This is a genomic window from Paraburkholderia lycopersici, assembly GCF_900096975.1.
Classification (GTDB): domain Bacteria; phylum Pseudomonadota; class Gammaproteobacteria; order Burkholderiales; family Burkholderiaceae; genus Paraburkholderia; species Paraburkholderia lycopersici.
The window spans coordinates 17,419-42,136 of record NZ_FMYQ01000010.1; the positions used below are offsets into that span (position 1 = coordinate 17,419).

Consider the following 24,718-nt stretch of genomic DNA (forward strand, 5'->3'; position numbering starts at 1 on the left):
CCCCAGGTAGTCAACGAAGCGAAAGGAATCGGCCGGACAGCACAAGCACCGCAACGGATAGCACCGACGTGATGGCTACCAGAAGAAAGGCGACGTCGTCGCGACCGTCCTGCATCGCGTCGTAGATGGCCATTGACAGTGTCTGCGTCTGATGCGGAATATCGCCTGCCACCATCAGCGTCGCGCCAAATTCACCCATGGCGCGCGCGAACGCGAGCAGCGTTCCGGCCAGTATCCCGGGCCACGCGAGCGGCAGCGTGATGCGCAGAAATACCGACCACGGCGACTGGCGCAGGGTGCGAGCGGCGGCTTCAAGCGTGTGGTCCACGCCGGCAAAAGCGGCGTTGGCCGATTTGAGCACCAGCGGCAGCGCAACCAATGCAGACGCCAGCACCGCGCCGTGCCAGTTGAATACGATCGTGTAGCCTGTCTGCCGGTATAACCATCCGCCTACGATGCTGCGCCGCCCCCCCGCCACCAGCAGTGCGTAGCCGATCACGGTTGGCGGCAGAACGAGCGGCAGCATGAATACGGCTTCGAGCACGGTACTGCCGGGAAAGCGCCGCCGCGCGAACAGCCAGCCCAGTGCGATTCCCGCGACGAGCGCAAGCGCGGTGGCCACGCTCGCGACCCGCAGCGACAACCACAAGGGAGACCAATCCACTTGATGTAGGGAATCTGACATTTCCGACAATCTCTGGTTATCGAACGGACGACGCTCAAGCTTTGCAAGATGCGGACCATGCGCCGCCGCTCGAACGAGCCGCGGACAGGCCGGCCTCCCGTGCGAACAGCGCGAGCGCGGTGCGCGCCAACTCTGGATCGTGTGTCGCAGGCTTCAGCAGGAGCCGGTGCGAACCAAGCCGGTCCTGCAACGCCTTCGCCTGCGCGACGCACTGCGCGGGGTCGCCGATCACAGCGTTCGCGAGAATGACGGCCTCGGGCGCATCCGGCGCGAACATCGGCGGCAGTTTGCCGGGAGCGAACTGCACGCCCATCAGCCGGGGATAGCTTCGCACCGCCTCCACGCCATGCTCGATTGCAAGGCGGCTGTCTTCGGCGCAATAGAAGAAGCGGGCAATCGCGAACGGAAACTCGCCGCGTATCGAACGCTCCTGCGCCACCTGCCCGGCAACCTGGCCCAAATCCGCCGATGGTGTCGCCATGAGGCCGTAGTCGCGCTCCGCCGCCAGACCCGGCGAATCTCCGCTCAGGCTCGCGAGCCAGACGGGCACGGGCTGCTGCAGCGGGCGCGGATAGACCGCCACGCCTTCATAGTGGAAATAGCGGCCATCGAAACTCGTTTCCGGCTCGGCCCATAGCCGCTCGATCAGCGCGAGTGCTTCATGCATGCGTTCGCGCGCCACCTCCGCCGAGGCGATGCCCGCGGGACGGTACTGCGCGGGAAAAGGACCGCCCCTCGCGACGCCGAATTCGATCCGGCCGCCGCTGAGCAGATCCAGGGACGCGATATCCTCCGCAACACGAAGCGGGTCGTTCAGCGCGAGCAATGAAGCACCGGTTCCCAGCCGGATCGTCGACGTGCAGGCTGCGATCTGCGACAGCAGAACCATCAATGCGCTGCCGATCGCAAAAGGGCTGTGGTGGTGCTCAGCCACCCACGCGTCGTAAAACCCCATTCTTTCTGCCGCAGACGCGGTGCAGACAGTCTGCAGAAGCGCGTCGCGAGCGTCGTTGTCGGGATTCTCGACGTTGAGAAACACACCATAGCGCTGTAGGAAATCCGACATTCTCAATCCATCCGTTCACGTAGTCCGGCATCGCTGCAAAGATCGGGCCCATCCTTGCCCCCGCGACTTCACGCGCGGCCGCAAAAGCCGGGCCGTGGCAACGCCGCCGGCGCGCATTGCCTGCGGGCTGCCTTCAGCACACCTGCCAGGAAACTCGCCACACTCGAGCTTCGCAACGCGACCCACGGCACGCCATGGCGCGCGCAGAGGATGCGCAGCGCGGACAGCGACTCCGGGTCAATGGTGTCGAGCGGACACAGGACCGCGTCGGCACCGCGCAACAGCGCGGCAAACCGTTCCTCCCGGGCGCTGCCGTCGGCCTCGATAAGCGCAACGTGATGAATGAACGTGCCACCGCCCTGCGCCAAACGCTCTCGAAGCACTGCGTTGCTTGCGGGACGGCCTCCGACGTAGACAAACCGCCGTCCGGCCAGCAAGCCCTCCAGCGTGCCGCCATCGCGCAGGATCTCCTCGACCCACTGCAGTTCATGAACGAGACTCGCAAGATGAGCGTGGAGACGCAGTGCCTCCGTCGGCGCCTCCACGCTCCAGGCGCCTCGGCTCGATGTGGCGTGGGCGCCTTCCCATTGCGCCGGTCCGGTCATCACAGGCACGAGGCCCCCTCGTCCGGCGAACGCGAAGGCGAAGCCGACGTCGTGAACCAGCTGCGCACTGTCTCGTACGCGTAGCGGGTAAGTCCGTCGTGGCGCGACCTGGGCGCAAGCAGATGGACCGAAAAGGGTTCGGCCCAGCCCCAGAAGTCCGCACGCAATGGCATCGGAAAGTCGACGTCGTCGAATGCGTGCCAGAGCTGCACCAGCCACAGCTCCCGCCCGTCCTCGTCGAGCAGGAGCGGCAGCCCCGCGCCCGCCTGCAGATGCGCGTGGCGCTGGCTGTAATGAAGCGGCCCCCCGCAGGCCTCGACGACGTAATCGGCCACCCGCTCCGTCACGCAGTCGAAGCAACTCCCCGCATGGACGAAGAGCGGCGTCGTCCTGAGCCGCGCCATGTGCTGCCGGACCAGTTCGCGCAGGCCCGCTTCCTCGCAGATGGCAAGCAGGCGGTGCGGCGGCGCCGGCAGCGGCGGACACAAGGTCTGCGCGCCTCGCGCAGGCCGGTCGCGTGAGGACTGCGCGGCGGGCCAGCGCAATGTCTGGTAGCAGGCACGGTTACAGGGTGTCCAGCGCGCACGCGGCGCCGTCGCTGAGATCGGGTCCATGGTGTGTCAGATTCCTTGTCCGGATTGTCGGTTATATACCGATATACATAACGACCCACGTGACAAAGCAAGGACCAGGCCTGTACGGCGCGCGGCCCACGCTCCTTCCTCTACTCAGCCCCGAAACAATGCATGTAGTCGGAGCACACGCCGCAGCTTGGCGCCTTGCAGACGAACAGCCCCTCGCGTTCGCACAGTTGCCTGTAAAAGAACTTCTTCCACTTCATGTCGTTGACGTTCCTGGCCGCGAGCCGCGGGAACCAGTAGACGAGCAGCGCGGAAAGCTCACGCCGCGACGGCAGCCGCAGGTCCTGCCAGAGGTGATTGGCGCCCAGGCAGGCACAGGCCAGGGCATGGACGACGCAGTGCAGTTCGTCGGGTGTGCCGGCCCGAGGGTCGGCGTGCGCCTTGAACAAGGCGACCAGGTCGTCCACCTCGTCATAACGCGACCCGCCTGGCGAGGCGGTGGCCGAAGCGCTCCATTGCGCCGGCAACGCGAGATCGGCGCCGGGAAACCAGTGCGCGAGCAGCCAGCGGGTTGCGGCGGCGTCAAGTCCGCGAATAGGCAGCACCTGCACACCGCCCTCGTCGAACGCCGACGAAAGCACGCCGGCAAGCGCCAGCACCGTAGGGTTGTCGGCGCTCACCGCATGGCGCATCAAGCTCGCGTGGAAATCCATGACCGTCGTATCCCGTTCAAAGCTGAGCCGCCGCATGCGTGTAGCACTTCTTCGGGCAGATCTTCGCGCACGCCGTGCAGCCGATGCAGCGTTCCCTGTGCGCAATAGTCATGACTTTCTTTTCGTACTCGTCGTCGTCTTCGTCGTCGCCGTCGAGCGCAATGTGGGCACCGTCCTCGTCGAGGGCCACCAGTTTCAGCACGCCGCGCGGACACACCCTGAAGCATCGTCCGCAGCCGATGCATTTCTCCTCGTCGAGCGCCGCCACGAAGGTCGGCGTCCAGGTTTCCCCGCTCGGCAGCTTCACGCTGAAGATGTCGCTCATGTCGGCCTCCCGTGCGGGTCATGCAGAAGCCGCTGCCGCGGCCTTGCGAGCTTCCATCAGCGCAGCGTGCGCGTCGTGGCAGCGCTGCGCCACGGCAAGGATCTGCTCCCAGTTCGTCGGCAGCTCCTCGGACAGGTCGTGCAGATCCATCTTGGCCTGCGTGGCCTGGGCATTGAGCTTTTTCAGGCGCACCTTCAGTTCTTCCGCATCGCTCATGCTGGTCTCCGGTCACGCGCCATACTGGGCCACGGCCGGCCACGCGCGTATCATTTCAATGGCTTCGCTCAGGAACCTGCCGCCCGCCTCGGCCAGCTTCGCGAGCGACGGAAAGCCGAAGCGGTGCACATCGCGCAACGGCTTGTTGACGACCACGAGTCGCCCCGCGATCAGGACCATGCGCCCGAACCCCTCGTGGCTCATCTTCATCATCGGCGACACCATCTGCCCCGTCTCGCGTTCTATGGCCACCGCGATCGCGTTGTAGAACAGCTCCAGATACCAGAGCGTTTCGGGGTCCGGGTCGCCCATGATCGGGATCGCGCGGCGCTCTTCCGGCGTCAGGATGTACGGCTTGAGCAGTTGCAGATCGCTCTTGCCCTCCCATGTGCCGTGGGTGTCCTGCGCACGCAGCTGCCTGATGAGCTGCTGAACGAACGGCGTTGCAAGCAGCGCCTCGTCGCTTGCCGCAGCGGCGGCTTCCTCTTTGTCGGTCAAGGCTTCAGCCATGAGATACCTCGTCGTCCTGTTCGAAATCGAATGACCGCCCGCCGTCCTTCGCGAGCGCCTTGCGCAGCCACGGCGGCGGCGTGCCCCTCAGCACGTCCCGCAGCTTCACGAGAATTTCCTCGATCGGCTCCGGCTGCGGCACCTTGATCGGATGGATCTTCAGCGCGACCACGCGCGCCGCGCCCGAGCCGCCTATCGCGGCCACGTACAGGATCGCGCAGTCCCGGATGGCTTCGAGCTTGGGCGCGAGCTTGTCCTCGTCGCCGTCCTCCTCGAGCTTGCCGCCGAAGTCGAACGACGCGACGAACGTGTGGCCATCGGCCGTCACGTCGTACGTAACGATGCTTTTCGCCCAGCCGAAGTGTGCGTCGACATGCACCTTGTCCTGGGTCGCGAATGCGATTTTCATTGTGGGGTTCCTTGTGGGGTTCACGTATCGGCCGCGACGACCGGAATCTTCACCTCGCGCGCCGGATCGCGCGCGGCCAGATCAACGGACGACTGCGGCAGCGGCCAGTCGCCCGGATGGCGGTGCGCAATCCGCTCGATCATCAGATTCGCGATCTCGAAGATCAGGTTCATCGTGCCGCGATAGCCGACCTGACAGCGATGCGCGTTGCCGACGCGGTCGAACACCGGAAAACCCACGCGCATGAGCGGCTTGCCCAGGCGGGCGGCCATCTGCCGGCCGTGCGAGTGCGTGATGAGCAGATCGCACGCGCCCGCGGCCCGCTCCATGTCTTCGAGATCGCCCAGCACGACCTCGCTCGCGGGCAGCAGCGCGTGCGAAGGCGATGCGGTCGTGCTGACGCAGACCGGGAGTTCGGCGCCCATTTCGTGCAGCAGTGCGCCGAGCGCGAGCAGCAGGTCCGGCTCGGCGCCGAGCGCCACCTTGATGCCGCCCGTGTAGAAGTGGCCGTCGAGCATCGCGTCGAGCAACTGGCTGCGCTGCCGGCGGTACTTCGCGGGCACAGGCCGGCCCGAGAGCTGCGCGAGGCGCTGCAGCAGCCGGTCGTTGGGCTCCAGCCCGGTGAGCCGCTCGAAGATCTCGAACGGCATGCCGGCGAGCGCCGCCAGCGCCTGCGCGCCTTCGCGGGTCTGCTCGCCCACGCCGATCGTGAAAGCCGAAGCGCCTGCCGCGCGGATCTGGTCGAGCGTCGTGCCGCCGAGCGTCGTGCCGCGCCAGTCCGGCGCGATGTGGCCGTCGAGCGAGCCCGACAAGTCTGGCAGCACGATCACGTCTAGCCCGAACGCGCCGACGATCTCGCGCAGCTCGTCGATGTCGCCCGGCGAGAGGTGGCTGCCCAGCAGCAGCGTGATCTGCCGGGCGACGGTCGGCAGCGGCTTGACCAGCGCCTTCACGATCGCGGTGACCGCGTGCCGGTAGCCGTCCTCGAAGCCGCCGATGTAATCCGGCGTGGAGACGTACACGAGCGCGGTGTCGTCGAGTTCCGGCTTGCGCTTGCGCACCATCGCGAGATAGCCCTCGACGTCGTCGCCTTTCGTTTCGGTGAGCCCCGTCGAGCAGATCGCGATGATCTTCGGCGCCGCACGCTTGCGGATGTTCAGCAGCGCCGTCTCAATGTTCTCGTAGCCGCCGAGAATGGTGGTGACCTCGTTCATCGCGGTGGTCTGCAGCGGGATCGCCTCCTTGAAATGGCGCACCAGCAGCACGAGACCGAACGACGTGCAGCCCTGCGAGCCGTGCATCACCGGCATGCAGGCGTCGAGCCCCATGAACGCGTAGCTCGCGCCAAGCGGCTGGCTCATCTTGAGCGGATTGACCGCACAGGCTTTCTTCGATTCGACGACGACGGCCATGATGTTCGCTCTCCCCGCCGCAATCAGGCCGCTACGCCCGGCTCGATACCCATCGCCCACGCGCGCACGCCGGCGAACGGCGACGCGGCCGGCGCCTGCGTCCGCGTTGCCCCGGGCACCGCGCCGAGCGTCTCGCCGTCGTCGCCCCACGGCGCCGGAATGCGCACCTGCTGCCACACGGGATTGTGGATCGCGCGGTCGATCTCGTGCACGAGTTCGACGATGCCTTCATACCCGCCATACGGGTGATGGCGCTCCTGGTTGATATCGAGCCAGGGCATGCGCGCCTTGAGCGCGACGAATTGCGAGCGTCCGCCGGAGAGCATGATGTCTGCCTTCGCGTCGCGCAGCATGTTGTACATCTCGCGCGGTGTCATGTCGTCGATCATGTGCGCGTCGTTGCCCATGATCTCCTTGATCTTCTCCTTGTCTTCCTTCGTGCTCTTTTTCACGCTGGTGCCGACGATCTCGAGCCCCGCCTCCTGCAGCGCCGCCACCACCGACCACGACTTCACGCCGCCGGTGATCAGCAGCACACGCTTGCCCTGGAGGCGCTCGCGGTAGCGCGCGATCCGCGCCCACGCGCGCGCCTCCTCCGCTTCGATGAGGCGCTCGGTGCGCCCGATCAGGTCGACGGGCGCGCCCTGCTCCACCAGCAGCTTCGCGATCTGGCGCAGCGTGTCGCTCATGTCGCCGATCCCGTAGAACGAGCCTTCGAAATACGGAATGCCGTAGCGCTGCTGCATCTTCGTCGCGATGTTGATCATCGACTTCGAGCACACCATCATGTTGACCTTTGCGCGGTGCGAGCTGGCAATCTCGTTGTAGCGGCCATCACCCGAGATGCACGACAGCACACGGATGCCGAGCGCGTCGAGCAGCGGCTTCGTCTGCCACAGTTCGCCCGACAGGTTGTATTCGCCGATGATGTTGATGTCGTACAGCGTCGTGTATTCCGGCTCGCGCGTGCCGATCACGTAATCGAGAAGAGCCTCGCCCCCGAGCTTGTTGCCGAGGTTCTTCGGCCCCGCGAAGCCAGGCGCGTTCACCGGAATCACCGGCTTGCCGAACTTTTCCGACGCGCGCTTGCAGACTGCCTCGATGTCGTCGCCGATCAGCGCGGTCACGCAGGTCTGGTAGACGAACACGGCGGGTGGATCGTATTTCTCGACGATTTCGCGCACGCTCCGGAAGAGCCGCTTCTCGCCGCCGTAGACGACGTCGAGCTCGTTGATGTCGGTGGTGAAGCCGGTGCGGTAGAGCGTCGAGCCCGACGACGCGGCATGGCGGTTGTCCCACGAATTGCCTTCGCATGCGATGGGCCCGTGCACGAGATGCGCGACGTCGACAACGGGCTGCAGCGCGATCTTCGCGCCGTCGAACGCGCAGCCACCCGCTGCGGCGCCCGGCGAAAGCTGCTTCGTGCAGCCCTTCTTGCGCGCCTTCTCGCTTTTGCCCTGGTTCTTCTCGCAACCGGGTTCGTCGAACACTTCGGCGATCTTGGCCTTGAGCGAGGCTGACATGGCAAGCTCCTGACGATGTGGTGTACACGAGGACTGGCAAGTTCCGTACCACGGCGCCAACCCGCGCGAAGCGGTGCCGGGCCGCTTCGCCATGCCGCCGATTGTCGTCATCGGCACGCGTTTTGGGCGGTTTGAATGAATTGCGACATTGCCCCGCGACGCAAACGCGACAGCGCGCGCCGCAAGCCCGCTCATTCCGCGTCATGCCAGCGCGAGCCTGGCACCGACCGCGCGATGGCCGACGCCCGCGCGTCGAGCAGCGCCACCGGGTCGGCGGCTTCCTGTACCGATCGATACGCGGCGAGCGCACGGCGCAGACGCTGCGCCGCGACATAACCGGCGCCCCGATGTCCGGGGTACGCGGCGTAATCGCAGGCGCAGACGAGCAGCAGTTGCTCGAAGCGTTCGGGCCGGCTGTCCGCGCAGGTGCGTTCCAGCAGCGCGGCGACGGCGCCCGCGCGCAGGTCGCTCGCGCGATGCACGCGGTCGGCGTCGGCTATCGCCAGTGCGGCAAGATCGAGCGCGTCGTCCGGTAGTGCGATGCGCTGCGCCAGCGCCGCCAGCATCCGCGCCCCGCGAAGCTCGTGGCCCGGATGGCTCGGCCAGTACTCCGGCGGCGTGGCGCCCATGCCGGTCTTGTGCAGCAGCGCCGCCACGCGCACCGCAAGCGGCGCACCGCGCCGCGCTGTTTCGGCCAGTACGCGCAACTGGTGCTCGCCTGCGTCGTCGGCTTCCGCCGAATCAGAGATCAGCGGCACACCGAACAGCGCGTTCAACTCGGGCAGCAGCCGCCTGAGTCCGGCGCACGCGCGCAAGGCCTGGAAGAAGCCCACCGGATACGGCGCCATCAGCGCGCGGCACAACACCTGGCCGCGCTGCTGCGCGCTCAGACGCTCGATCGAGTTCATCTGCACCGCCGTCACCATCTGCGCCTGCTCCGCGACACCCGGCGTCGCCGCTTCGGTCTGCGCAGCCCATAGCGCGTGGCGGATCAGATCTTGTCCCCAGCTCACCGGGCGCCCTCACATATGCGCGCGAAACACGAGATCGGCGCGCACACCTTCGCCCGGGACAGGTGCTCGAACCTGCCCCGCGTATCAAAGCCTGTATGCATTGGCCGGCTCCGCGATCGGCAATGGATATGAGAGACCCGCGCGTCGCGCGCTGCGCACGCAGACAGACGGGCATCGGTCGATGGATGCCCCGTGTGTCAGTTGTCGTCCGCAAGCACTTCCAGCGCCACCAACTGCTCGTAAAGCGCTCGCCGCGCGCGCCCGTTTGCGTCGCCCGCGAGCCGCGGATCGGCGCCTTCGAATGCGCCGATGGCGTCGCGGTCGCTCCAGTAGACAAGGCAGTCGCCGCGCGCCTTCAGTGCCGCCTCCGATGCATCGCGCTGCGTGACGGGCTCGATCTGGCACACGCCTCGCTCGAGCAGATAGTCCGCGCGAAAGAGCGGCGCGTCCCAGCCATGCGTGTCGCCGAGCGCGCAGATCGACGGAAACCGCGCCCGCACATCGGCGTCTGGCGACGGCCCGCTGAACGCGAGCAACTCGCGCGGCGTCGATACGTCATAGACGGCCTCGGGGCCGAGCGGATCGGACGCCGCAACCTTGCGCCCGAAATCGGCCTCATCGTAGGCGAACCACGCCCTCGGCGCTCCGCTTGCCGACAGTTCCAACACGTAAATCACGACTCGCCCTCCCCTGGCCGGTTCACGACAACCGCCGCGACACTGCCTTGCTACTCGATTGCTCCCCGGCCACTACGGTCAACTACGCGGCGATGACGCAGCCGTTACTCGGCCCCCTCGGCGGCAGTTTTCGCCCACACCGCGAGCCGGATGCGCTGCGCGATGCCGGCCGGGCTCGCGTCGAATTCCCGCCGGGCCGCCGCCATCGCCCCCTGCACGATGGCGGCCTGCTCGTGCGTGAGCGGCAGCCGCCCGGCCATGTGCGTGGCGCCAGGCGCCGCACGCGCAATCGCCTGCCGGTTCGGATGATCGACGAGCGGTATCACGTGATCCGCCTCGCGCGCCCCCGCGAGGCAGACCCAGCCATCGATCACTTCGACCTTGCGGCCGTCCTGGGTGAGTTTTACCAGCACCGGCTCTGCCATGGCGGCGCTCCGATCAGCGGATGATGTCGTAGCTGTAGTCCGTCTTGGCGGGCATGATCGTGTTCGCGTCGAGCGTCTCGAAGAACTCGTCGAGCAGCATCACCAGCACGCGCAGCGCGCCGTCGTAGCCCCACGTCGGATACCGGTGGTAGTGGTGGCGGTCGAAGATCGGGAACACCATGCGGATCAGCGGCGTCTTCGTATCGCGCTCCAGATACTTGCCGTACGTGTTGCCGATCAGGAAGTCCACCGGCTCCGTGAAGAGCAGCGAGCGCATATGCCAGAGATCGCGCTTCGGATACGCCTTGCAGCCCGCGCCGTACGGCGAGGCATCGAACAGCGCGCGCACCTTCGTCGCCCATTCCTCGTTGCCGTTGGTCGCGAGCACGTGCACCGGCTCCGCGCCGAGTTCGAGCAGGAACTGTGTGTAGCCGAGCATCTGGTCCGGGTCGCCGTACAGGGCGAAACGCTTGCCATGCAGGTGCGCCTGGCTGTCGGCCATCGCATCGACGAGCTGGCCGCGCTCCTTTTCGAGCTCAGCCGGAATCGGCTTGCCGGTCACACGCGAGATTTCCATGAGGAAGCGGTCCGTGCCGGCCACGCCGACGGGCGCATTCAGCACCACGACTTCCTGGCCGTGCTCGGCGATGAACTTGCTGGTCTTCTCGCTGCAATATTCCTGGAACACGAAGGTCGCTTTCGCGTTGAGCGCACGCTCGACCTCTTCCTTGGTCGTGCCGCCTTCGTACATCCGGAACTCGCCGTCGGTTGGCGTGTTCCACGTCTCGGACGGGTCGCAGAGGATATTGACCGTCACGCCAAACAGATCGAAAATCCGGCGAATTTCCTTCATGTTGCCGACCACGAAACCGTCGAAGCCGCCGATGAAGTTCACGCTCTCGTCCGGCACGCGCGCGAGCGGCGCCGTCGCGCCCGCCTTGCCGTCCCAGAAGTGCTTGAGAATGCCGAGCAGCGCGTTGTCGTAGCCGGTCACGTGGCTGCCGACGAACGCGGGCGTGTGCGCGAACGGGACGTCATAGTCTTCCGGCACGCTGCCCTTCTGCTTGCTGTTCTTGATGAACGCGTCGAGGTCGTCGCCGATCACCTCGGCCATGCATGTCGTCGACACGGCGATCATTTCGGGCTTGTACAGGTTGTACGCGTTCGCGAGGCCGTCGATCATGTTGTTCATGCCGCCGAACACCGCGGCGTCCTCGGTCATCGACGAGCTCACGCATGAAGTGGGCTCCTTGAAATGCCGCGAGAAATGTGAGCGGTAGTACGCGACGCAGCCCTGCGAGCCGTGCACGAACGACAGCGTCTTGTGAAAGCCGTTCGCGACATATACGGCGCCGAGCGGCTGACACGCCTTCGCCGGATTCACGGCAAGAGAGTCGCGGGCGAAGTTTTTCTGCCTGTAGTCCTCGGTCTTCGTCCATTCGACGATCTGCTTGACAGCATCATCGGAATGATTGAACTCGAAGTTGTCCTTCTTGTTTTGAAAGAGCGCCTGGTATTCCGGCTCGCGGAACAGTAGCTCGTGATCGAGAATCTTGTCGGCGGATTGGGGCATGACTTGCTCCTGAATCGGTAGTCTGTACAGCCGGCGGTCGGCACCCTGGCGCGACCGCCGGCCCGCTGCACTCAGGCAGCCTTCTTCCACGGCGCTTTCGCGAGACCCCACACCGGGCTCGAGATCGCCATGTCCATGTCGCGCGCGAAGATCGCGAAGCCGTCATAGCCGTGATACGGGCCGGAATAGTCCCAGCTATGCATCTGGCGGAACGGCACGCCCATCTTCTGGAACACGTACTTCTCCTTGATGCCCGAACCGACGAGGTCCGGCTGCACCTGCTCGACGAACTTCTCGAACTCGTAGCCGGTCACGTCGTCGTAGATCAGCGTGCCGTCCTTCACGTAGTGCGTTGTGCGCTGATAGTCGTCGTTGTGGCCGAATTCGTAGCCGGTGCCCACCACGTCCATGCCCAGATCCTCGTAGGCGCCGATCACGTGGCGCGGGCGCAGGCCGCCCACGAACAGCATCACCTTCTTGCCCTGCAGGCGCGGCTTGTACTTCGCGATCACGGCTTCCGTGAGCGGACGATACTTCGCGATTACGCGCTCGGCGTTCGCCTTGATCGTGTCGTCGAAGTGGCTCGCGATCTCGCGCAAGCTTTTCTCGATCATCGTCGGGCCGAAGAAGTTGTATTCGACCCATGGAATCCCGTACTTCTCTTCCATGTGGCGGCTGATGTAGTTCATCGAGCGATAGCAGTGCAGCACGTTGAGCTTCGCCCTGGGGGTGTTCTCCAGCTCCGCGAGCGAGCCGTCGCCCGACCATTGCGCGATCACGCGCAGGCCGATTTCCTCCAGCAGGATGCGGCTCGACCACGCGTCGCCGCCGATGTTGTAGTCGCCGATGATCGCGACGTCGTAGGGCGTCGATTCGAACTCGGGACGCTTCGTCGGCTCGGTCTTGTCGAACACCCAGTCGCGGATCGCGTCGTTCGCGAGGTGGTGGCCGAGCGACTGGCTCACGCCGCGAAAACCCTCGCAGCGCACGGGCACGATCGTATGCCCTTCGTACTGCTGGCTTTTCTTCTTCGACACGGCCTCGATGTCGTCGCCGATCAGGCCGATCGGACACTCGCTCTGGATCGAGATGCCCCTGTTCAGCGGGAACAGCTCCTGAATCTCGTCGATGATCTTGTCGAGCTTCTTGTCGCCGCCGAACACGATGTCCTTTTCCTGGAAGTCCGACGTGAACTGCATCGTGACGAACGTGTCGATCCCGGTGGTGCCGATGTAATAGTTTCGACGGGCCGCCCACGAGTACTGGCCACAGCCGACCGGGCCGTGGCTGATGTGGATCATGTCCTTGATCGGCCCCCAGACAACGCCCTTCGAGCCCGCATAGGCGCAGCCGCGAATCGTCATCACGCCAGGCAGCGACTTGATGTTGGATTTCACGCCACAGTCGGGCTTGCCTTCCTCGAAGGTGCCCAAATGCTTGGCGCGCCGCTTGGCCATTTTCTCGGGATAGGCCTTTAGCACTTCATCGATCAGGGCCTTGTTCGCGGCCTTGCGCTCTTCAACCGTGGCGGTCATGGAATGCTCCATAGGTGAGGATTGTGCTTCGCTGCGGCGGGCCCGCACGCATCTCGCGGCGCGCGCGGGCCAGCCCTTCAGCGCGTATTCAGGCGGTCAGCTCCGCAGCCGACTTGCCGACCTGCGATTCGTCGATCTGCTGCATGATGCCGTGCTCCATCAGCAGGTCTTCGAGCTGGTCCATCGTGATCGGCGTCGGGATCGTGCCGTTGCCGGCGTTGTTGTGGATCTTGCTCGCCAGCTGGCGGTATTCGTTCGCCTGGTTCGACTCCGGGGCGAACTCGATCACCGTCATGCGGCGCAGTTCCGCGTGCTGCACGATGTTGTCGCGCGGCACGAAGTGAATCAGCTTCGAGCCGAGCATGCCAGCCAGCGCTTCGGCCAGCTCGAGCTCCTTGTCGGTCTGACGCTCGTTGCAGATGAGGCCGCCAAGGCGCACGCCGCCGCTGTTCGCGTACTTGAGAATGCCCTTCGAGATGTTGTTGGCCGCGTACATCGCCATCATCTCGCCGGACATCACGATGTAGATCTCCTGCGCCTTGTTTTCGCGGATCGGCATGGCAAAGCCGCCGCACACCACGTCGCCGAGCACGTCGTACGAGACGTAGTCGACACCGTCGTAGGCGCCGTTCTCTTCGAGGAAGTTGATCGACGTGATCACGCCGCGGCCTGCGCAGCCGACGCCCGGTTCCGGGCCGCCCGACTCGACGCAGCGGATGTCCTTGTAGCCGATCTTCATCACGTCCTCGAGTTCGAGGTCCTCGACCGAGCCGGCCTCCGCCGCGAGCGAGAGGATCGTGTCCTGCGCCTTCGCGTGCAGGATCAGGCGGGTCGAGTCGGCCTTCGGGTCACAGCCGACGATGAGGATCTTCTGACCGAGATCGGTAAGCGCCGCGAGCGTGTTCTGCGACGTCGTGGACTTGCCGATGCCGCCTTTACCGTAAAAGGCGATTTGCCGAAGTTGAGACATTGACGTTCTCCAGTTCAGGAAAAGAATTGAAAGCAGGGTTGCATATCAAGGCTGCAAAGCCGCGACCATGTCCTCAGCCTGCGGTGTCCGTATGGTCTTCTTCTGTCGAGTCACGCATCGGCCGGAGTGTGTCCGCGCGGACCGCTCCTGTGCAGCATTCGTGCCATGTCGTCCACAATCCTCGCAATCCACCGTCTAACGGGGCTTGCAGCTCAATTCCCGCAATCGGGGCGGCGAACGTCCGCGGTGTCGGCTTCCCGACAAAGCGCGCGCGTTTCGTCGCAAACAACACCGAAGCCGCGCCAACCCCGCCACACATTCGTGCCGTAACCACCGCGCATTCGACGAACTAGCCGTTGGTACGGTTGTTGCGTGGCAAGCGCCCATGAACCCGCTCCCGATTCCTGTTGCCGACGCCCGCCCCGCCTCGGGCCATTTCGAGTCCATCGGCGGAGAGCCCGCGGTGACGCGCATCGTCGACGCGTTCTACCGGCAGATGGACGCGCGGCCCGAAGCGCGCGTCATTCGCGCGATGCACGGTCCCGACCTCGCGCCGGTGAAGGCGGTGCTGGTCCGCTACCTGTGCGAATGGCTCGGCGGCCCGAAGCACTATTCGGCCGAACGCGGCCACCCGCGGCTGCGCATGCGCCATGCGGCGTTTCCGATCGGCGCCGCCGAACGCGATGCGTGGCTCGACTGCATGCGCGCGGCGCTGGATGAAACCCGCACCGATGCGGCGCTGCGCGACATGCTGATGCAGGCATTTTTCAGGATTGCTGACTGGATGCGCAACAACGGTAGTTGAACTCACGTGTTTTCCCCGACGAAGCGCGACCCGGCGTTGCGCGATGCAGCCGTATCCCGATGCCATGAAACCAAGGAACCCGTCATGACCGACACCCTCACACGCAAGGAACTCGACGACACCGCCTTCGCGCATCTCGAGCACGAAGGCCGCCTGCTCAACCCGGTATTCAAGGGGCTCACGAATACGTTCGGCAGGGTCGGTTTTCGTGGCGAGCTCGCACTGCGCTTTGCGCCGAAGCTCGCCGACGAGGCGCGCCCGCCCGAACTTTCCTGCGAGCAGGTGATGGCAGTCGCGACCGTCGGCGAGCCGCATCTGCCGTTCTTCGCCGGGTGGCTGCTGAGCTTCGAGTACCTGAAGGACGTGGCCGAAGTGCTCGGGGAGTCGCTCTCGGCTGGCGGCAAGTACTTCCTTTTCTGCGACAACATCGATCTGAGCAAGCGCTACCAGGTGCCGTACAAGGGGGCGATGTTCTACGTGCTGCCGATTCTCGAGTCGACGGTCTACAACGAGATGCTCGAGTTGCTCTACCTGGAGAAGAACGATCTGAAGAAGAAGGACACCGCCGGCAAGCTCGACGCGGTTGCCGACGCCGCGATCCGCTTCGACGTGACCTTCGACACGATGACCTATGCGGAAGGGCTCGAACTGATGGGCCCGGTGCGCAACCCCAACGAGAACCGGCCCGTTTGAGGCTTGTTCCGACGCGCGTCGTGGCGCAGCGGATCGTGCCGCGCCACGACGCGCCCACCCCGTCCACCATTCGAGCCGGAGCGTGGCCATGTCACTGCACACCAAGACCGTCCCCGTCGTGCGCGAAAGCGCGAGCCGCCGCGCCGCGCCGCGCGCCGACACGGCTTTGCGAAACGGCAGGTCCGCCGCGCTCGCGACCTGGCTATCGAGCCACGACTTCCCGGACATCCATTCGCGCGGCATCGACGGCATCACGCCGTTGATGCTGGCGTCGCTGCATGGCGAAGACCGCGTGGTCGCGACGCTGCTGGACGAGGGCGCGCGCATCGCCGCACTCGACGACGAGGGTAACCACGCGCTCTGGTACGCATGCCTCGGAGGCGCGCCCGCGCCTATCCTGCGGCTCGTCGAAGCCGGCATCGAAATCGATCACGCGAACGACAACGACATCACCTGCCTGATGCAGGCCGCCGCCAGCGGCCGCGTGGAAGTGATGCAGCTGCTGCTGTCGCTCGGCGCGAGCGAAGGACCGTCCGCGCCGGACGGGCGCAACGCATTCGACATGGCCGCGGATCGCGGCTTCGAGCTGCTGCGCACGGTGCGCCGGCTCGGCAACGCGAAACAGGGATCGCCCGGCGCCGACTCGCACTGCGCGGATGCCGGGCGGCCTGCAATCGAGGCCGATGTCTTCGCGGACAAGGCCGCATGACGGACATGAATACCCTGTCATCCTTTCGACTGCTGCGCTCCTGCGAGACCTTCGCGCGATGACTCACATCACGTTCTACGAAAAGCCCGGTTGCGCCGGCAACGCGAAACAGAAGGCGCTGCTCGTTTCGGCGGGCCACACGCTGGAAGTGCGCAACCTGCTGCAGTGGCGCTGGACGCCGAAAACGTTGTTCGCGTTCCTCGAACCGTTGCCGGTGCCCGAGTGGTTCAACCGCGCGGCGCCCGATATCAGGTCTGGCCGGATCCTTCCGGAGTCGCTGAGCGCCGGCCGCGCGCTCGCGCTGCTGCTCGCGCAGCCGCTGCTGATCCGCCGGCCGCTGATGCAGGCCGGCGAGACGCGCATGGTCGGCTTCGAGACGAAGCGCGTGCATGCATGGATCGGGCTTGGCCACGAAGCCGCCAGCAGCCACGCGCCGCGATCGCTGGAAGGGTGCGCCGCCACGACGGACGACTGCTCCGTCTCATCCGATTGAACAGGAGCCGCGCCATGCCGCTTTATGACTTTCGATGCCAGGACTGCCAGTTGCAGTTCGAAACGCTGGTGCGGGCCGGCGCCACACCCGTCTGCCCGCGCTGCGGCAGCGCGTCGCTCGACAAGCAGGTCTGCGCGCCGGCGCCCCCGGGGCGCAGCAAGGCGATCATCGCGTCGGCGCGCAGGCAGGCCGCGCGCGAGGGGCATCTGGGCAACTACACGGCGAGCGAGCGCAACAAGCTGCTGGGCAGGCGCTGAGCGGGAGCGGCCCGGCCAGCCGTCGCGCGGCCGTTCGCATCGTCATCCGGAACAGCGCCCCTGGCGCTGGCGCTTGCGGGCCGTACAGCTGCACCAGCTGGCTCTCGATCGGCAACGGCATCCCGCGTTCGAAGTGCGCGCGGCGATGCGTCCAGCGCCACGAAGCCGCCCAGCGCGCCCGCTTGCCCGCCCCTCATGCGCGAGGTGCAGTTCGAACCATGCCCCGCGATCCCGGAGCAGACGCAACGCGTACCCCGTCAGGACAGATTCCGCAGGAAGCGCGCCGGACAGCGCCTCCACGAGGCGAGCCGAGCCGCCCGCGACGCGGCGGGTGCCGGCGTGCACGCCGGCCGCTTCGACCGCGCCCGTGCATGCAGCGCGCGCAAGCCCGCACAGCCCCGCGCCGACGATGGCGACATCGATCGGCGGAACTTCGGCGGCTGCCATCGCCGATGCTCCGTCACACGAAGCTGAGCAGTTCGACGGTCACGGGGTCCTCGCCCAGCACCGCCTGGCAGGCAAGGCGAGACTTCGACCCCACGCCGACGATCGTATCGAGCTTTTCGTTCTCCAGCCGCTGGATCTTCGACAGGCTCTTGCGCCCTTCCTGAACGAACAGGTGGCACGAGCCGCATTCGGCCTTGCCGTCGCACTTGTGCGCGACGTGCTCTCCCGCATCGAGCAGCGCTTTCAGCAGCGTGATGCCGGCCGTCACGTCATAGGTCTTGCCCGAAGGCAGTATGGTCAGTGTCGTCATGATGTTCGTTGTAGCGATGAAGGTTGTATCGGTTGTGAAAACAACAATGGAAACGAATACCGCGTCAGGCCGCCAACGCGGGTTGCAGCGCGCCCACGAGCGCTTCGGCGAACGTCGCGAGCGGCATGGGGATGCGGGTGATTCGCAGTTCCTGGAGGAAGCGCGCTTCCATGCGGGTCGGCTCGTCGGGCAGCACCGCCCAGTGCGTGTCCGACGAACGCTTCATGATCTGGCGGGCGAAGCTGCGCGCGAGCTGGTCGTCGAAGCGGCAACCGAGAAAGAGAAAGCTGCGCCCGCTGCGCCAGGTCTGCACGGCCGGTGGAATCGGCGTCTGGATGTCGATTTCGGTCAGGACCTCTACATAGTCGCTGTCCGACACGAGATAGTTGGCCGCCGGAGCGTGGGCGCCGATCGGCTTGTAGAGCAGCGCCCCTGCCGCGGGCACGTCGTCGAGCGGCACGCCCGTTGCGTCGTAGGCGCCGAACCACTGCCCGAAGTGCTCCGACTGCGAAAGCCCCTGCACCTGCGCCCACTGACCGGCGGCACGCGCATGCTCCAGCGCCGTGGCGAACGTGTCGTCGTACCAGCAGTCGACGTACAGACCCGCGCCGCTCGTGGCTAGCGCCCGGTGCAACGCCGACGGCGTCGGCACCGTGCCGAACGCTTCGTTCATGATGCTCACCACCGACTTGCGGTGCTTGAAGTTCTCGATGAACTGGGCGGCCTGCGTAAGCCGGTTGCGGATCTTGTGCGGCACGCTCACCTTCGCGGTCATGATCTGCGCGAGCGCGTCGGGCGTCGTCGGCACGCGGGCCTCGGGGCAAAGCGCGAGCATGCCCGGGCCGAGATAGGGAATGACGCTGCCGCTGCCGATCTGGCGCGCGATGCTGTCGATGGAAGCCGGAGAAAGGCTCATGAATCGGATACCTCAGAGATAAATGGCGGCCCCCGCGCCGACGTTGGTCGCGGTGTCCTTCAATGTCTTGACGATGTACCTGACCTGGTCCGCGTCGAGCTGCGTGTGCAGCGGCAACGCGAGCGCCCGGTCGCCGATGCGCTCCGTGTCGGGTAGCGAGCCGCGCCTGCGCCCGATCGCGTCGGCGGCGCTCATGTAGTGGAACTGCTCGTGTAGCGGATGGCTGTAGGCCGCCGTTTCGATGCCGCAAGCCTTCAGGTCGTCGATCATCTGTGCGCGCGCGCTCTGGGTGAAACGCTTACCGAGATGCACGACGTAGAGCATCCAGTGCACTTCCTCGACGTCCTCCGCAAGATACGGCGGCTTGATGCCCTCGAAGCTCTGCATCGCTTCGTGATACCAGGCCTCCACCTGCTTGCGCTGCGTGAGCCGCTCGTCGAGCCCTACCATCTGCGCCAGGCCGAGCGCGGCCGTCAGCTCGCTCATGCCCGCCTGCAGCGGCACGCGCGCGCCCACCGAAACCGACTCGCGATCCGCGATCCGGCGTTTGCGCAGGTAGCGCAACTCGTAGGCGAGGCTATCGTCGTCGGTGACGATCATCCCGCCTTCCCCCGCGCACAAGGCCGAGGGGGCCGAGAAGTCGAACACCGAGACGTCGCCGAACGACCCGACGCTGCGCCCCCTGTAACGCGAGCCGAGCGCTTCGGTGCTGTCCTCGATCAGCCGCAGACCGTGCGCATCGGCCAGTTCGCGCAGCGGTCCCCAGGCCGCCGGATGCCCGTTGGTGTTGCCCGCGAGGATCGCGCGCGTGCGCGGGCCGATCTTCTGCTGCGCCTTCGCGGCGTCCAGGCAGCCGCTCCAGTAGTCGATGTCGGCGAACACCGGCGTCGCGCCGGCCAGCGTGATCGCCTGCGCAACCTGGTGCCACGTGTGCGATGCGCAGATCACTTCGTCGCCTGCACCGATGCCGAGCGCGCGCAGCGCTATCCACGTGCCGAGCGTGCCGCTCGCCACGGCGACCGCATGAGCGCGTCCGCTCCAGCCCGCGAACGCGGTCTCGAACGAATCGAGCATTGGCCCATCGCTCCAGCGCGAGGATTGCAGCACGGCCTGGACGAGCTCGATCTCGCGCGCACCGCAGGCCGGCTCGCTCAACGCGATCTCATCGATCTCCATGAGGGGCCCCGTCTTCGGTGAAGATCACCATGTCGGCCTCGCTCGCCTGCGCCGTCACGGAAACGCACATCCCTTCCGACGTCGCGAAATAGACGCGTCGCCCGGCAAATTCGAACACCGGCGTTTCATCGCGCATTTCAACGGCGCTGATGCGCATGACGCGCACGCCCGGATAGCGCCTGCGCCAGCTCGCTGCCGCGTCGGGCAGCGTTGGCGAGGTGCGAATCAACTCGGTCATGACATCGACCTGATCGGCAGCGAGCGCCATGTCAGTCCTCCCCGCCCGCCACGCGGCGGGCCTCCACGGTGATCGGCAGCGCGGTGTCCGCCGCCATCTCGGGCAACTCCAGCCGCCAGCCGTTCGCGAGCGTGACGAGCCCGCCCCACATCTGCGGACGCGCGATCGAGACGATCGGCTCTTCGAGGTCCTTCTTGGGCACATAGGCGCTCAATGTGCCTTTGCTGTCCTTGCGGATCATGACTTTCACGACGGAAGCTCCTGGGTTCGTGTGGAAATTCAGGCCGCGTGGGCGGCATCGTTTTCGAGAAGCGGGGCGAGCAAAGGCGGCAACGTCGCCAGCAGGTATTCGATGTCGCGCGCCGTGGTCGCTTCGCCGAGCGAGAGGCGAACGGCGGCGAGTGCGTCGTCGCGCGGCACGCCCATCGCGGCGAGCACATGTGAAGGCTCGCTGCCTCCCGACGAGCAGGCCGCGCCGGACGACGCGCACACGCCCAGTTGTTCGAGACGCTGAAGCACGACCTCCGCGGGCAACTGCCCGAACCGCAGGTAACTGGTGCAGCCCACGCGCGGGGCGCCGGCGCCGAACACGCGCACGCCGGGCAGCGCCCGTTGCAGCCCCGCTTCGAGCGCATCGCGCAGATGCGCGACGCGCGCCGCCTTTGCTTCGACGTCGCCGAGCGCGTCGAGCGCCGCTGCGAAACCCACGATGGCGGGCAGGTTCTCGGTGCCGCCGCGGCGGTGCCGCTCCTGGCTGCCCTGCATCTGCGGCCGCAGCGCCACGCCCTGGCGCAGCAGCAATGCGCCGATGCCCTTCGGCCCGCGCAGCTTGTGCGCCGAGAGCGAAACGGCCTCGACGCCGAGCGCCGCGAAGTCGAACGGCGCCTTGCCGATGAACTGCGTCGCATCGACGTGCATCCGCGCGCCGACCGCATGCGCGAGCGCGCGCACGTCGGCCACCGGCATCAGCACGCCCGTCTCGTTGTTCGCCGCCATCAGCGAAACGAGCCCGACATCCGCGCCGATCAGGCGCGCCGCCTCGTCGAGGTCGAGCATGCCGTCCGCGCGCACGCCGATGAAATCCACCGGCACGCCCTGGGCGGCCAGCACCCGCGCGAGCGCGAGGTGCCCCGCATGCTCGACCGCGCTGAATACGATACGGGGACGGCCTGCCTCCCGCGCGGCCGCATGCAGGCCGAGCACGGCGAGATGGTTGGCTTCGGTTGCGCCGCTCGTGAAGATCGCCTCGGACGGCTTGCAGCCCAGCGCGCGCGCGACGCTCGCCCGAGCCGCCGCGAGCGCGCGCTTTGCCTGCTGCCCGAGCGGATGCTGCGACGAGGCGTTGGCCCAGCCGTCGGTCATCGTGGCCAGCATGGCCTGCACGACGCCCGGCGCGGGGGGCGTGGTCGCGTTGTGGTCGAGGTAGATCATCGCCAGCTCCATGGTTCGCGCTTCAAGGCCAGAAGATGCGCGCTGCGTCCACGCACAGCACGTCGAGAAGCGCAGGCAGGTCCTCGCTCGCGCACTGCTCCACCCAGCGGCGCATAGCATGGTCGCGCGCATGGAGGCGCCAGAGGCCGTCCGCGCCCCGCGCGAGCCAGGCGATATCGATCACGCCGCCAGCGGCGTCCACGTTGCGCGAGCAGCAGGGGCTTTCGATCCTGTACCCTTGCGGCTCGCGCGCGACCCTCGGGTGCACGTAGCGATAGCGCACCCGGTTGCGCAACGCGCGCCCGATCTGGTGCCACGTGAAATCCGCCACCGGCGCGGCGCCGGCCAGCGCCGGCGGTCCCGGCGGGGCCCTGCGTGCGTCCTGTGCGCCGCGGCCAGCGCCGGCGCCTGGTGTCGTGAGCGTCGTCATGGGCGCACCTCGTCTTCTTCTGGCAGCAGCCCTGCCGGGACGGGCGCGATCTCGTCCTCGGTGCAGCCGATCACCTGCCTGCCGAATTCGACGAGGTACACCGGCTCGCCGGTCTCGACCACCTGCCCCACATTGACGATCTCGCCGAGCACGCCGGCCGTCACCAGACACTCGCCGTCGCCGCGCCCGGGGTAGCTGCCGTCGTTGCAAAGGTCGTCCAGCGCGACGACTCGCATGCCCCACGAGTAGGCCGGCTGGATGGGTTCGATGCTCATTCAGGTACCTCCCCCATATGGCACGCGGGCGCGGCTTCCCCTGTCCCGCCGCCCGCCTTTTCGCCGGTTTCGTCGCCAGCGTCTTCGTCCGCCTCGCGCACGCCCGCCCCGATCTTGCCCAGCGCCGCGGCGCGCTCACCGAGACCTGCCAGCACGTCCTCCGGCAGATTGTCGAGGGTGCACAGTTCCTTGGCGCGCATACCGACCCGGCACCCGCTTTCGACAAAGTCCACCGCGTAGATGTAGAACTGCTGCAGGAACGTGTTGATGCTGACGACGTAGCCGACGTCGCCCCTGTTCACGAGCACCTCGCCGATATCCTTGCCGGTATAAGTGCCGTCGTTGCGGATCACCGAGCGGGCGATCACGCGTTCGCCGAAGCCGAAGCGCGGCGGGAAGGCGATCTCGATCGCGTCGTCGTCGCGGCTGATGTCACCCATGACGCGCTCCTGCAAAAGGCTGCGCCGCGCCACCGGGCGTGCTGGCGAGCGGCCTTGCGCCGCTGCGCTGTTCGGCGACTGCGCGCACCTCTTCGTCCGGGTCGGATAGAAGCGGCGCCAGCGTGTGAGGCTGGGCGCGCTGCGCGGCCTCCCAGCGCACGCGCCAGTCGGCGTCGTGGAAATAGCGCATCAGGAGCGCGGGCGGCAGGCGTGCCGCCACGACGCGCCTCACTTCCGCTTCCGCGTCGTCGGCCATGCGCAGCAGCGCCGGCATTTCGATGCGCTCCGCGACGCGCATCCTCACCACGCGGTCCGGGTCGCTCGCCATCAGCGGCAGCAGTGCCGCAGGCAGGCGGCGCGCCACCCATTCGCGCACGCCGTAATCGGGGTCCGCGCGCAGACGGGCCAGCGCAGCCGGTTCGAGCCGCTGCGCGACGCGAATCCGCACCTCGCGGTGCGGGTCGCCGGTCATGCGCGCGAGGTGTGCCTGAGGCAGCCTCAGCGCGATCTGAAGCCGGACGGTTTCGTCGGGATCGTCGATCAGCGCGGGCAGCCTGAATACGTCGGCATGGCGCGCGGCGATCGCGCGCACCTCGAAATAGGGATGATCCAGATGGGCATTGCCCAGCTCGGGGTGCCAGCGGAAGAAGCGGTCGATGCGCCGCGCGTACGCGTCCTGCATGCAGGCATGGCCCGGCTCGCACCCGGCCTCCTCAGGCAGCGCTCGCAGCGCGCAATGCTCGCAGGCCGGGCAGTCGACCTGCCCGCCTTGCCAGTGAAGCGGCGGGATGTCTCCGGACGACGCACGCGGCGCGGCGCGGCGCGCGTTCATGGCTGCACCGCCCAGCCGCGCGCCGGATACGCGCTCGGCGACGCGCCCGCGCCGTCGTCGTCCACGTCGCCCTCGCGGCGCGCCAGGACGTGCAGCAGCACGGCGCTGCCGACCTGGTCTTCCGGATCGAGGCGGCGCAACTCGTCGAGCCGCCTGCGCGCCGACTCCAGTTCGCCAAGGCGCATGTGCAGATACGCGAGGCCCTTCAGCGTGAAGAGGTAGAACCGCACGGCTGCGTCGTAGCGCACGGCGTCGCGCGGCGGCGGCTCGACACCGAAGCCTGCGCCGAGCACCGTCCGCACGATCGAGAGCGCGCCCTCGCCGACGGCGCGCGCCTCTGCCAGGCGATGGCCATAGAAGTAGAAGCGGTACAGCGCGATCAGCGGCACCGGATGACCCGGCGCGGCGGCGCGCGCCCGCTCCAGCAGCGCGAGCGCCTCGCCCGGCCGCTCGCGCAGCCGGCCCGCGTCGGCGACCCGTTCCGCCGCTTCGGGCGCCAGCCCGCCGCCGAGCGCCGCTTGCGCGAAGTCGGCAAGCGCGTCGTCGATGGCTTCGGCGTTGGGCGTCAGGCGCTGTGTCATGGTGCCGGTCCGCTTCACGACGCCCGAGGCGGCAGCGGGGGGCGTCCGCGCCCGATCGCGCCCACCTCGATGCGCGCGACACCCTGCTCGCTCGCGCCCGAGCTGCTGCAGGCGCACGGCGCCTGGTTCGGGTTCGCGAACGTGAGACCCGACTGCGTCGGTGTGTCGACGACGTCGATCGTCACGCCGTCGAGCAGCAAGCGGCTCTCCGCCGGCAGGAAAAGGCGCAGGCCGTTGACCTCCACGGTCTGCTCGCCCGGCTGCGGCGCGGCTTCGGCGCTGAATTCGGCGTGATATCCCGAACAGCCGCCGGGACTCACAAGCAGACGAAAACCAGCGCCGGCCGGCAACCCGGAAAAGCGCACGATGCGGCGCATGAACTTCTCGGCAGCGGCCGTGACGGTGAGATTGGGCAGCATGATGCGGATCTTCTCCAGTTGTGCAGTC

35 protein-coding genes are annotated in these 24,718 nt (G+C 66.9%); 5 read left to right on the forward strand and 30 right to left on the reverse strand.

All coding sequences use genetic code 11. The annotated features are described in order from the left end of the window. Nucleotides 1-10 precede the first annotated feature (10 nt). The 17 genes from modB to nifH all read right to left on the reverse strand — a co-directional run bounded on the left by modB (nucleotide 11) and on the right by nifH (nucleotide 14,238). Nucleotides 11-685 (reverse strand): molybdate ABC transporter permease subunit, encoded by a 675-nt coding sequence (gene modB, locus BLU17_RS12760; protein WP_091997100.1) that lies wholly within the window; start codon nucleotides 683-685, stop codon nucleotides 11-13. A gap of 34 nt (nucleotides 686-719) precedes the next feature. After that, nucleotides 720-1,751 (reverse strand): LLM class flavin-dependent oxidoreductase, encoded by a 1,032-nt coding sequence (locus BLU17_RS12765; protein ID WP_091997101.1) that lies wholly within the window; start codon nucleotides 1,749-1,751, stop codon nucleotides 720-722. A 68-nt stretch (nucleotides 1,752-1,819) separates the two neighbouring features. After that, nucleotides 1,820-2,356, reverse strand: a complete 537-nt coding sequence (locus BLU17_RS12770; protein ID WP_091997102.1) for a DUF2325 domain-containing protein — start codon at nucleotides 2,354-2,356, stop codon at nucleotides 1,820-1,822. Further along, the gene (locus tag BLU17_RS12775; protein WP_176929059.1) at nucleotides 2,356-2,970 is read right to left on the reverse strand and encodes a globin family protein; all 615 of its coding nucleotides are present in this window, start codon (nucleotides 2,968-2,970) and stop codon (nucleotides 2,356-2,358) included. The genes BLU17_RS12770 and BLU17_RS12775 overlap by 1 nt, the downstream gene beginning before the upstream one ends. A 110-nt stretch (nucleotides 2,971-3,080) precedes the next feature. After that, complete coding sequence (locus BLU17_RS12780; protein ID WP_091997103.1) at nucleotides 3,081-3,650, reverse strand: nitrogen fixation protein NifQ; 570 nt, start codon at nucleotides 3,648-3,650, stop codon at nucleotides 3,081-3,083. A gap of 16 nt (nucleotides 3,651-3,666) precedes the next feature. Continuing rightward, nucleotides 3,667-3,975, reverse strand: a complete 309-nt coding sequence (gene fdxB / locus BLU17_RS12785) for a ferredoxin III, nif-specific (RefSeq protein ID WP_091997104.1) — start codon at nucleotides 3,973-3,975, stop codon at nucleotides 3,667-3,669. A gap of 18 nt (nucleotides 3,976-3,993) precedes the next feature. Beyond that, entirely contained in the window at nucleotides 3,994-4,191 is a 198-nt protein-coding gene (locus BLU17_RS12790) for a CCE_0567 family metalloprotein (RefSeq protein WP_091997105.1), read from the reverse strand. 12 nt (nucleotides 4,192-4,203) lie between these two features. Then, nucleotides 4,204-4,701: a NifX-associated nitrogen fixation protein gene (locus tag BLU17_RS12795; RefSeq protein WP_091997106.1), complete on the reverse strand. Its 498-nt coding sequence runs from the start codon at nucleotides 4,699-4,701 to the stop codon at nucleotides 4,204-4,206. After that, on the reverse strand, nucleotides 4,694-5,110 hold the full coding sequence (gene nifX / locus BLU17_RS12800; RefSeq protein ID WP_091997107.1) for a nitrogen fixation protein NifX: 417 nt from the start codon (nucleotides 5,108-5,110) through the stop codon (nucleotides 4,694-4,696). Before nifX ends, BLU17_RS12795 begins: the two co-directional genes overlap by 8 nt. Nucleotides 5,111-5,130: 20 nt before the next feature. Continuing rightward, entirely contained in the window at nucleotides 5,131-6,522 is a 1,392-nt protein-coding gene (gene nifN, locus BLU17_RS12805; RefSeq protein ID WP_091997108.1) for a nitrogenase iron-molybdenum cofactor biosynthesis protein NifN, read from the reverse strand. A 23-nt stretch (nucleotides 6,523-6,545) separates the two neighbouring features. Beyond that, nucleotides 6,546-8,045, reverse strand: a complete 1,500-nt coding sequence (gene nifE / locus BLU17_RS12810; protein ID WP_091997109.1) for a nitrogenase iron-molybdenum cofactor biosynthesis protein NifE — start codon at nucleotides 8,043-8,045, stop codon at nucleotides 6,546-6,548. 191 nt (nucleotides 8,046-8,236) lie between these two features. Then, nucleotides 8,237-9,058, reverse strand: a complete 822-nt coding sequence (locus BLU17_RS12815; RefSeq protein ID WP_091997110.1) for a hypothetical protein — start codon at nucleotides 9,056-9,058, stop codon at nucleotides 8,237-8,239. A 197-nt stretch (nucleotides 9,059-9,255) separates the two neighbouring features. Continuing rightward, entirely contained in the window at nucleotides 9,256-9,735 is a 480-nt protein-coding gene (locus tag BLU17_RS12820) for a hypothetical protein (RefSeq protein ID WP_091997111.1), read from the reverse strand. A gap of 104 nt (nucleotides 9,736-9,839) precedes the next feature. Further along, entirely contained in the window at nucleotides 9,840-10,160 is a 321-nt protein-coding gene (locus tag BLU17_RS12825) for a hypothetical protein (protein WP_091997112.1), read from the reverse strand. Nucleotides 10,161-10,173: 13 nt separating this feature from the next. Then, on the reverse strand, nucleotides 10,174-11,733 hold the full coding sequence (nifK, locus tag BLU17_RS12830; RefSeq protein ID WP_091997113.1) for a nitrogenase molybdenum-iron protein subunit beta: 1,560 nt from the start codon (nucleotides 11,731-11,733) through the stop codon (nucleotides 10,174-10,176). 71 nt (nucleotides 11,734-11,804) lie between these two features. Next, nucleotides 11,805-13,268: a nitrogenase molybdenum-iron protein alpha chain gene (gene nifD, locus BLU17_RS12835; protein WP_091997114.1), complete on the reverse strand. Its 1,464-nt coding sequence runs from the start codon at nucleotides 13,266-13,268 to the stop codon at nucleotides 11,805-11,807. 88 nt (nucleotides 13,269-13,356) lie between these two features. Next, the gene (gene nifH, locus BLU17_RS12840; RefSeq protein WP_091997115.1) at nucleotides 13,357-14,238 is read right to left on the reverse strand and encodes a nitrogenase iron protein; all 882 of its coding nucleotides are present in this window, start codon (nucleotides 14,236-14,238) and stop codon (nucleotides 13,357-13,359) included. Nucleotides 14,239-14,623: 385 nt separating this feature from the next. Here nifH and BLU17_RS12845 point away from each other — a divergent pair, with 385 nt between their 5' ends. The 5 genes from BLU17_RS12845 to BLU17_RS12865 all read left to right on the forward strand — a co-directional run bounded on the left by BLU17_RS12845 (nucleotide 14,624) and on the right by BLU17_RS12865 (nucleotide 17,195). Next, complete coding sequence (locus BLU17_RS12845) at nucleotides 14,624-15,043, forward strand: group II truncated hemoglobin (protein ID WP_091997116.1); 420 nt, start codon at nucleotides 14,624-14,626, stop codon at nucleotides 15,041-15,043. Between the two features lie 84 nt (nucleotides 15,044-15,127). Continuing rightward, the gene (locus tag BLU17_RS12850) at nucleotides 15,128-15,736 is read left to right on the forward strand and encodes a hypothetical protein (RefSeq protein ID WP_091997117.1); all 609 of its coding nucleotides are present in this window, start codon (nucleotides 15,128-15,130) and stop codon (nucleotides 15,734-15,736) included. A gap of 88 nt (nucleotides 15,737-15,824) precedes the next feature. Then, nucleotides 15,825-16,445 carry an ankyrin repeat domain-containing protein gene (locus BLU17_RS12855; RefSeq protein ID WP_091997118.1) on the forward strand — a complete coding sequence of 207 codons (621 nt, stop codon included), beginning with the start codon at nucleotides 15,825-15,827 and terminating at the stop codon, nucleotides 16,443-16,445. Between the two features lie 58 nt (nucleotides 16,446-16,503). Next, complete coding sequence (locus BLU17_RS12860) at nucleotides 16,504-16,938, forward strand: ArsC/Spx/MgsR family protein (protein ID WP_091997119.1); 435 nt, start codon at nucleotides 16,504-16,506, stop codon at nucleotides 16,936-16,938. A 14-nt stretch (nucleotides 16,939-16,952) separates the two neighbouring features. Next, nucleotides 16,953-17,195 (forward strand): FmdB family zinc ribbon protein, encoded by a 243-nt coding sequence (locus BLU17_RS12865; RefSeq protein ID WP_091997120.1) that lies wholly within the window; start codon nucleotides 16,953-16,955, stop codon nucleotides 17,193-17,195. 42 nt (nucleotides 17,196-17,237) lie between these two features. On the opposite strand, the gene BLU17_RS33125 is transcribed toward BLU17_RS12865, so the two are convergent. The 13 genes from BLU17_RS33125 to BLU17_RS12930 all read right to left on the reverse strand — a co-directional run bounded on the left by BLU17_RS33125 (nucleotide 17,238) and on the right by BLU17_RS12930 (nucleotide 24,690). Then, entirely contained in the window at nucleotides 17,238-17,642 is a 405-nt protein-coding gene (locus tag BLU17_RS33125; RefSeq protein WP_176929061.1) for a hypothetical protein, read from the reverse strand. 13 nt (nucleotides 17,643-17,655) lie between these two features. Next, entirely contained in the window at nucleotides 17,656-17,952 is a 297-nt protein-coding gene (locus tag BLU17_RS12875; RefSeq protein WP_091997121.1) for a 2Fe-2S iron-sulfur cluster-binding protein, read from the reverse strand. 64 nt (nucleotides 17,953-18,016) lie between these two features. After that, on the reverse strand, nucleotides 18,017-18,868 hold the full coding sequence (locus BLU17_RS12880) for an SIR2 family NAD-dependent protein deacylase (RefSeq protein WP_091997122.1): 852 nt from the start codon (nucleotides 18,866-18,868) through the stop codon (nucleotides 18,017-18,019). A 12-nt stretch (nucleotides 18,869-18,880) separates the two neighbouring features. After that, on the reverse strand, nucleotides 18,881-20,044 hold the full coding sequence (locus BLU17_RS12885) for a DegT/DnrJ/EryC1/StrS family aminotransferase (RefSeq protein WP_091997123.1): 1,164 nt from the start codon (nucleotides 20,042-20,044) through the stop codon (nucleotides 18,881-18,883). Then, on the reverse strand, nucleotides 20,031-20,312 hold the full coding sequence (locus tag BLU17_RS12890; protein WP_091997124.1) for a hypothetical protein: 282 nt from the start codon (nucleotides 20,310-20,312) through the stop codon (nucleotides 20,031-20,033). The genes BLU17_RS12885 and BLU17_RS12890 overlap by 14 nt, the downstream gene beginning before the upstream one ends. Nucleotide 20,313: 1 nt before the next feature. Next, on the reverse strand, nucleotides 20,314-20,532 hold the full coding sequence (gene nifT / locus BLU17_RS12895) for a putative nitrogen fixation protein NifT (RefSeq protein WP_091997125.1): 219 nt from the start codon (nucleotides 20,530-20,532) through the stop codon (nucleotides 20,314-20,316). A 29-nt stretch (nucleotides 20,533-20,561) separates the two neighbouring features. Further along, entirely contained in the window at nucleotides 20,562-21,713 is a 1,152-nt protein-coding gene (locus tag BLU17_RS12900; RefSeq protein ID WP_091997298.1) for a cysteine desulfurase family protein, read from the reverse strand. A gap of 22 nt (nucleotides 21,714-21,735) precedes the next feature. After that, nucleotides 21,736-22,143 (reverse strand): DUF3024 domain-containing protein, encoded by a 408-nt coding sequence (locus tag BLU17_RS12905; protein WP_245746835.1) that lies wholly within the window; start codon nucleotides 22,141-22,143, stop codon nucleotides 21,736-21,738. Further along, nucleotides 22,140-22,418, reverse strand: coding sequence for a nitrogen fixation protein NifZ (locus tag BLU17_RS12910; RefSeq protein ID WP_091997126.1), 279 nt, complete (start codon nucleotides 22,416-22,418; stop codon nucleotides 22,140-22,142). Before BLU17_RS12910 ends, BLU17_RS12905 begins: the two co-directional genes overlap by 4 nt. Further along, complete coding sequence (locus tag BLU17_RS12915; protein WP_091997127.1) at nucleotides 22,415-22,858, reverse strand: nitrogen fixation protein NifZ; 444 nt, start codon at nucleotides 22,856-22,858, stop codon at nucleotides 22,415-22,417. Before BLU17_RS12915 ends, BLU17_RS12910 begins: the two co-directional genes overlap by 4 nt. Beyond that, entirely contained in the window at nucleotides 22,851-23,690 is an 840-nt protein-coding gene (locus BLU17_RS12920; RefSeq protein WP_091997128.1) for a 4Fe4S-binding leucine-rich repeat protein, read from the reverse strand. Before BLU17_RS12920 ends, BLU17_RS12915 begins: the two co-directional genes overlap by 8 nt. Further along, entirely contained in the window at nucleotides 23,687-24,271 is a 585-nt protein-coding gene (locus tag BLU17_RS12925) for a hypothetical protein (protein ID WP_091997129.1), read from the reverse strand. The genes BLU17_RS12920 and BLU17_RS12925 overlap by 4 nt, the downstream gene beginning before the upstream one ends. A 14-nt stretch (nucleotides 24,272-24,285) precedes the next feature. Further along, complete coding sequence (locus BLU17_RS12930) at nucleotides 24,286-24,690, reverse strand: HesB/IscA family protein (protein ID WP_091997130.1); 405 nt, start codon at nucleotides 24,688-24,690, stop codon at nucleotides 24,286-24,288. Between the last annotated feature and the right edge of the window lie 28 nt (nucleotides 24,691-24,718).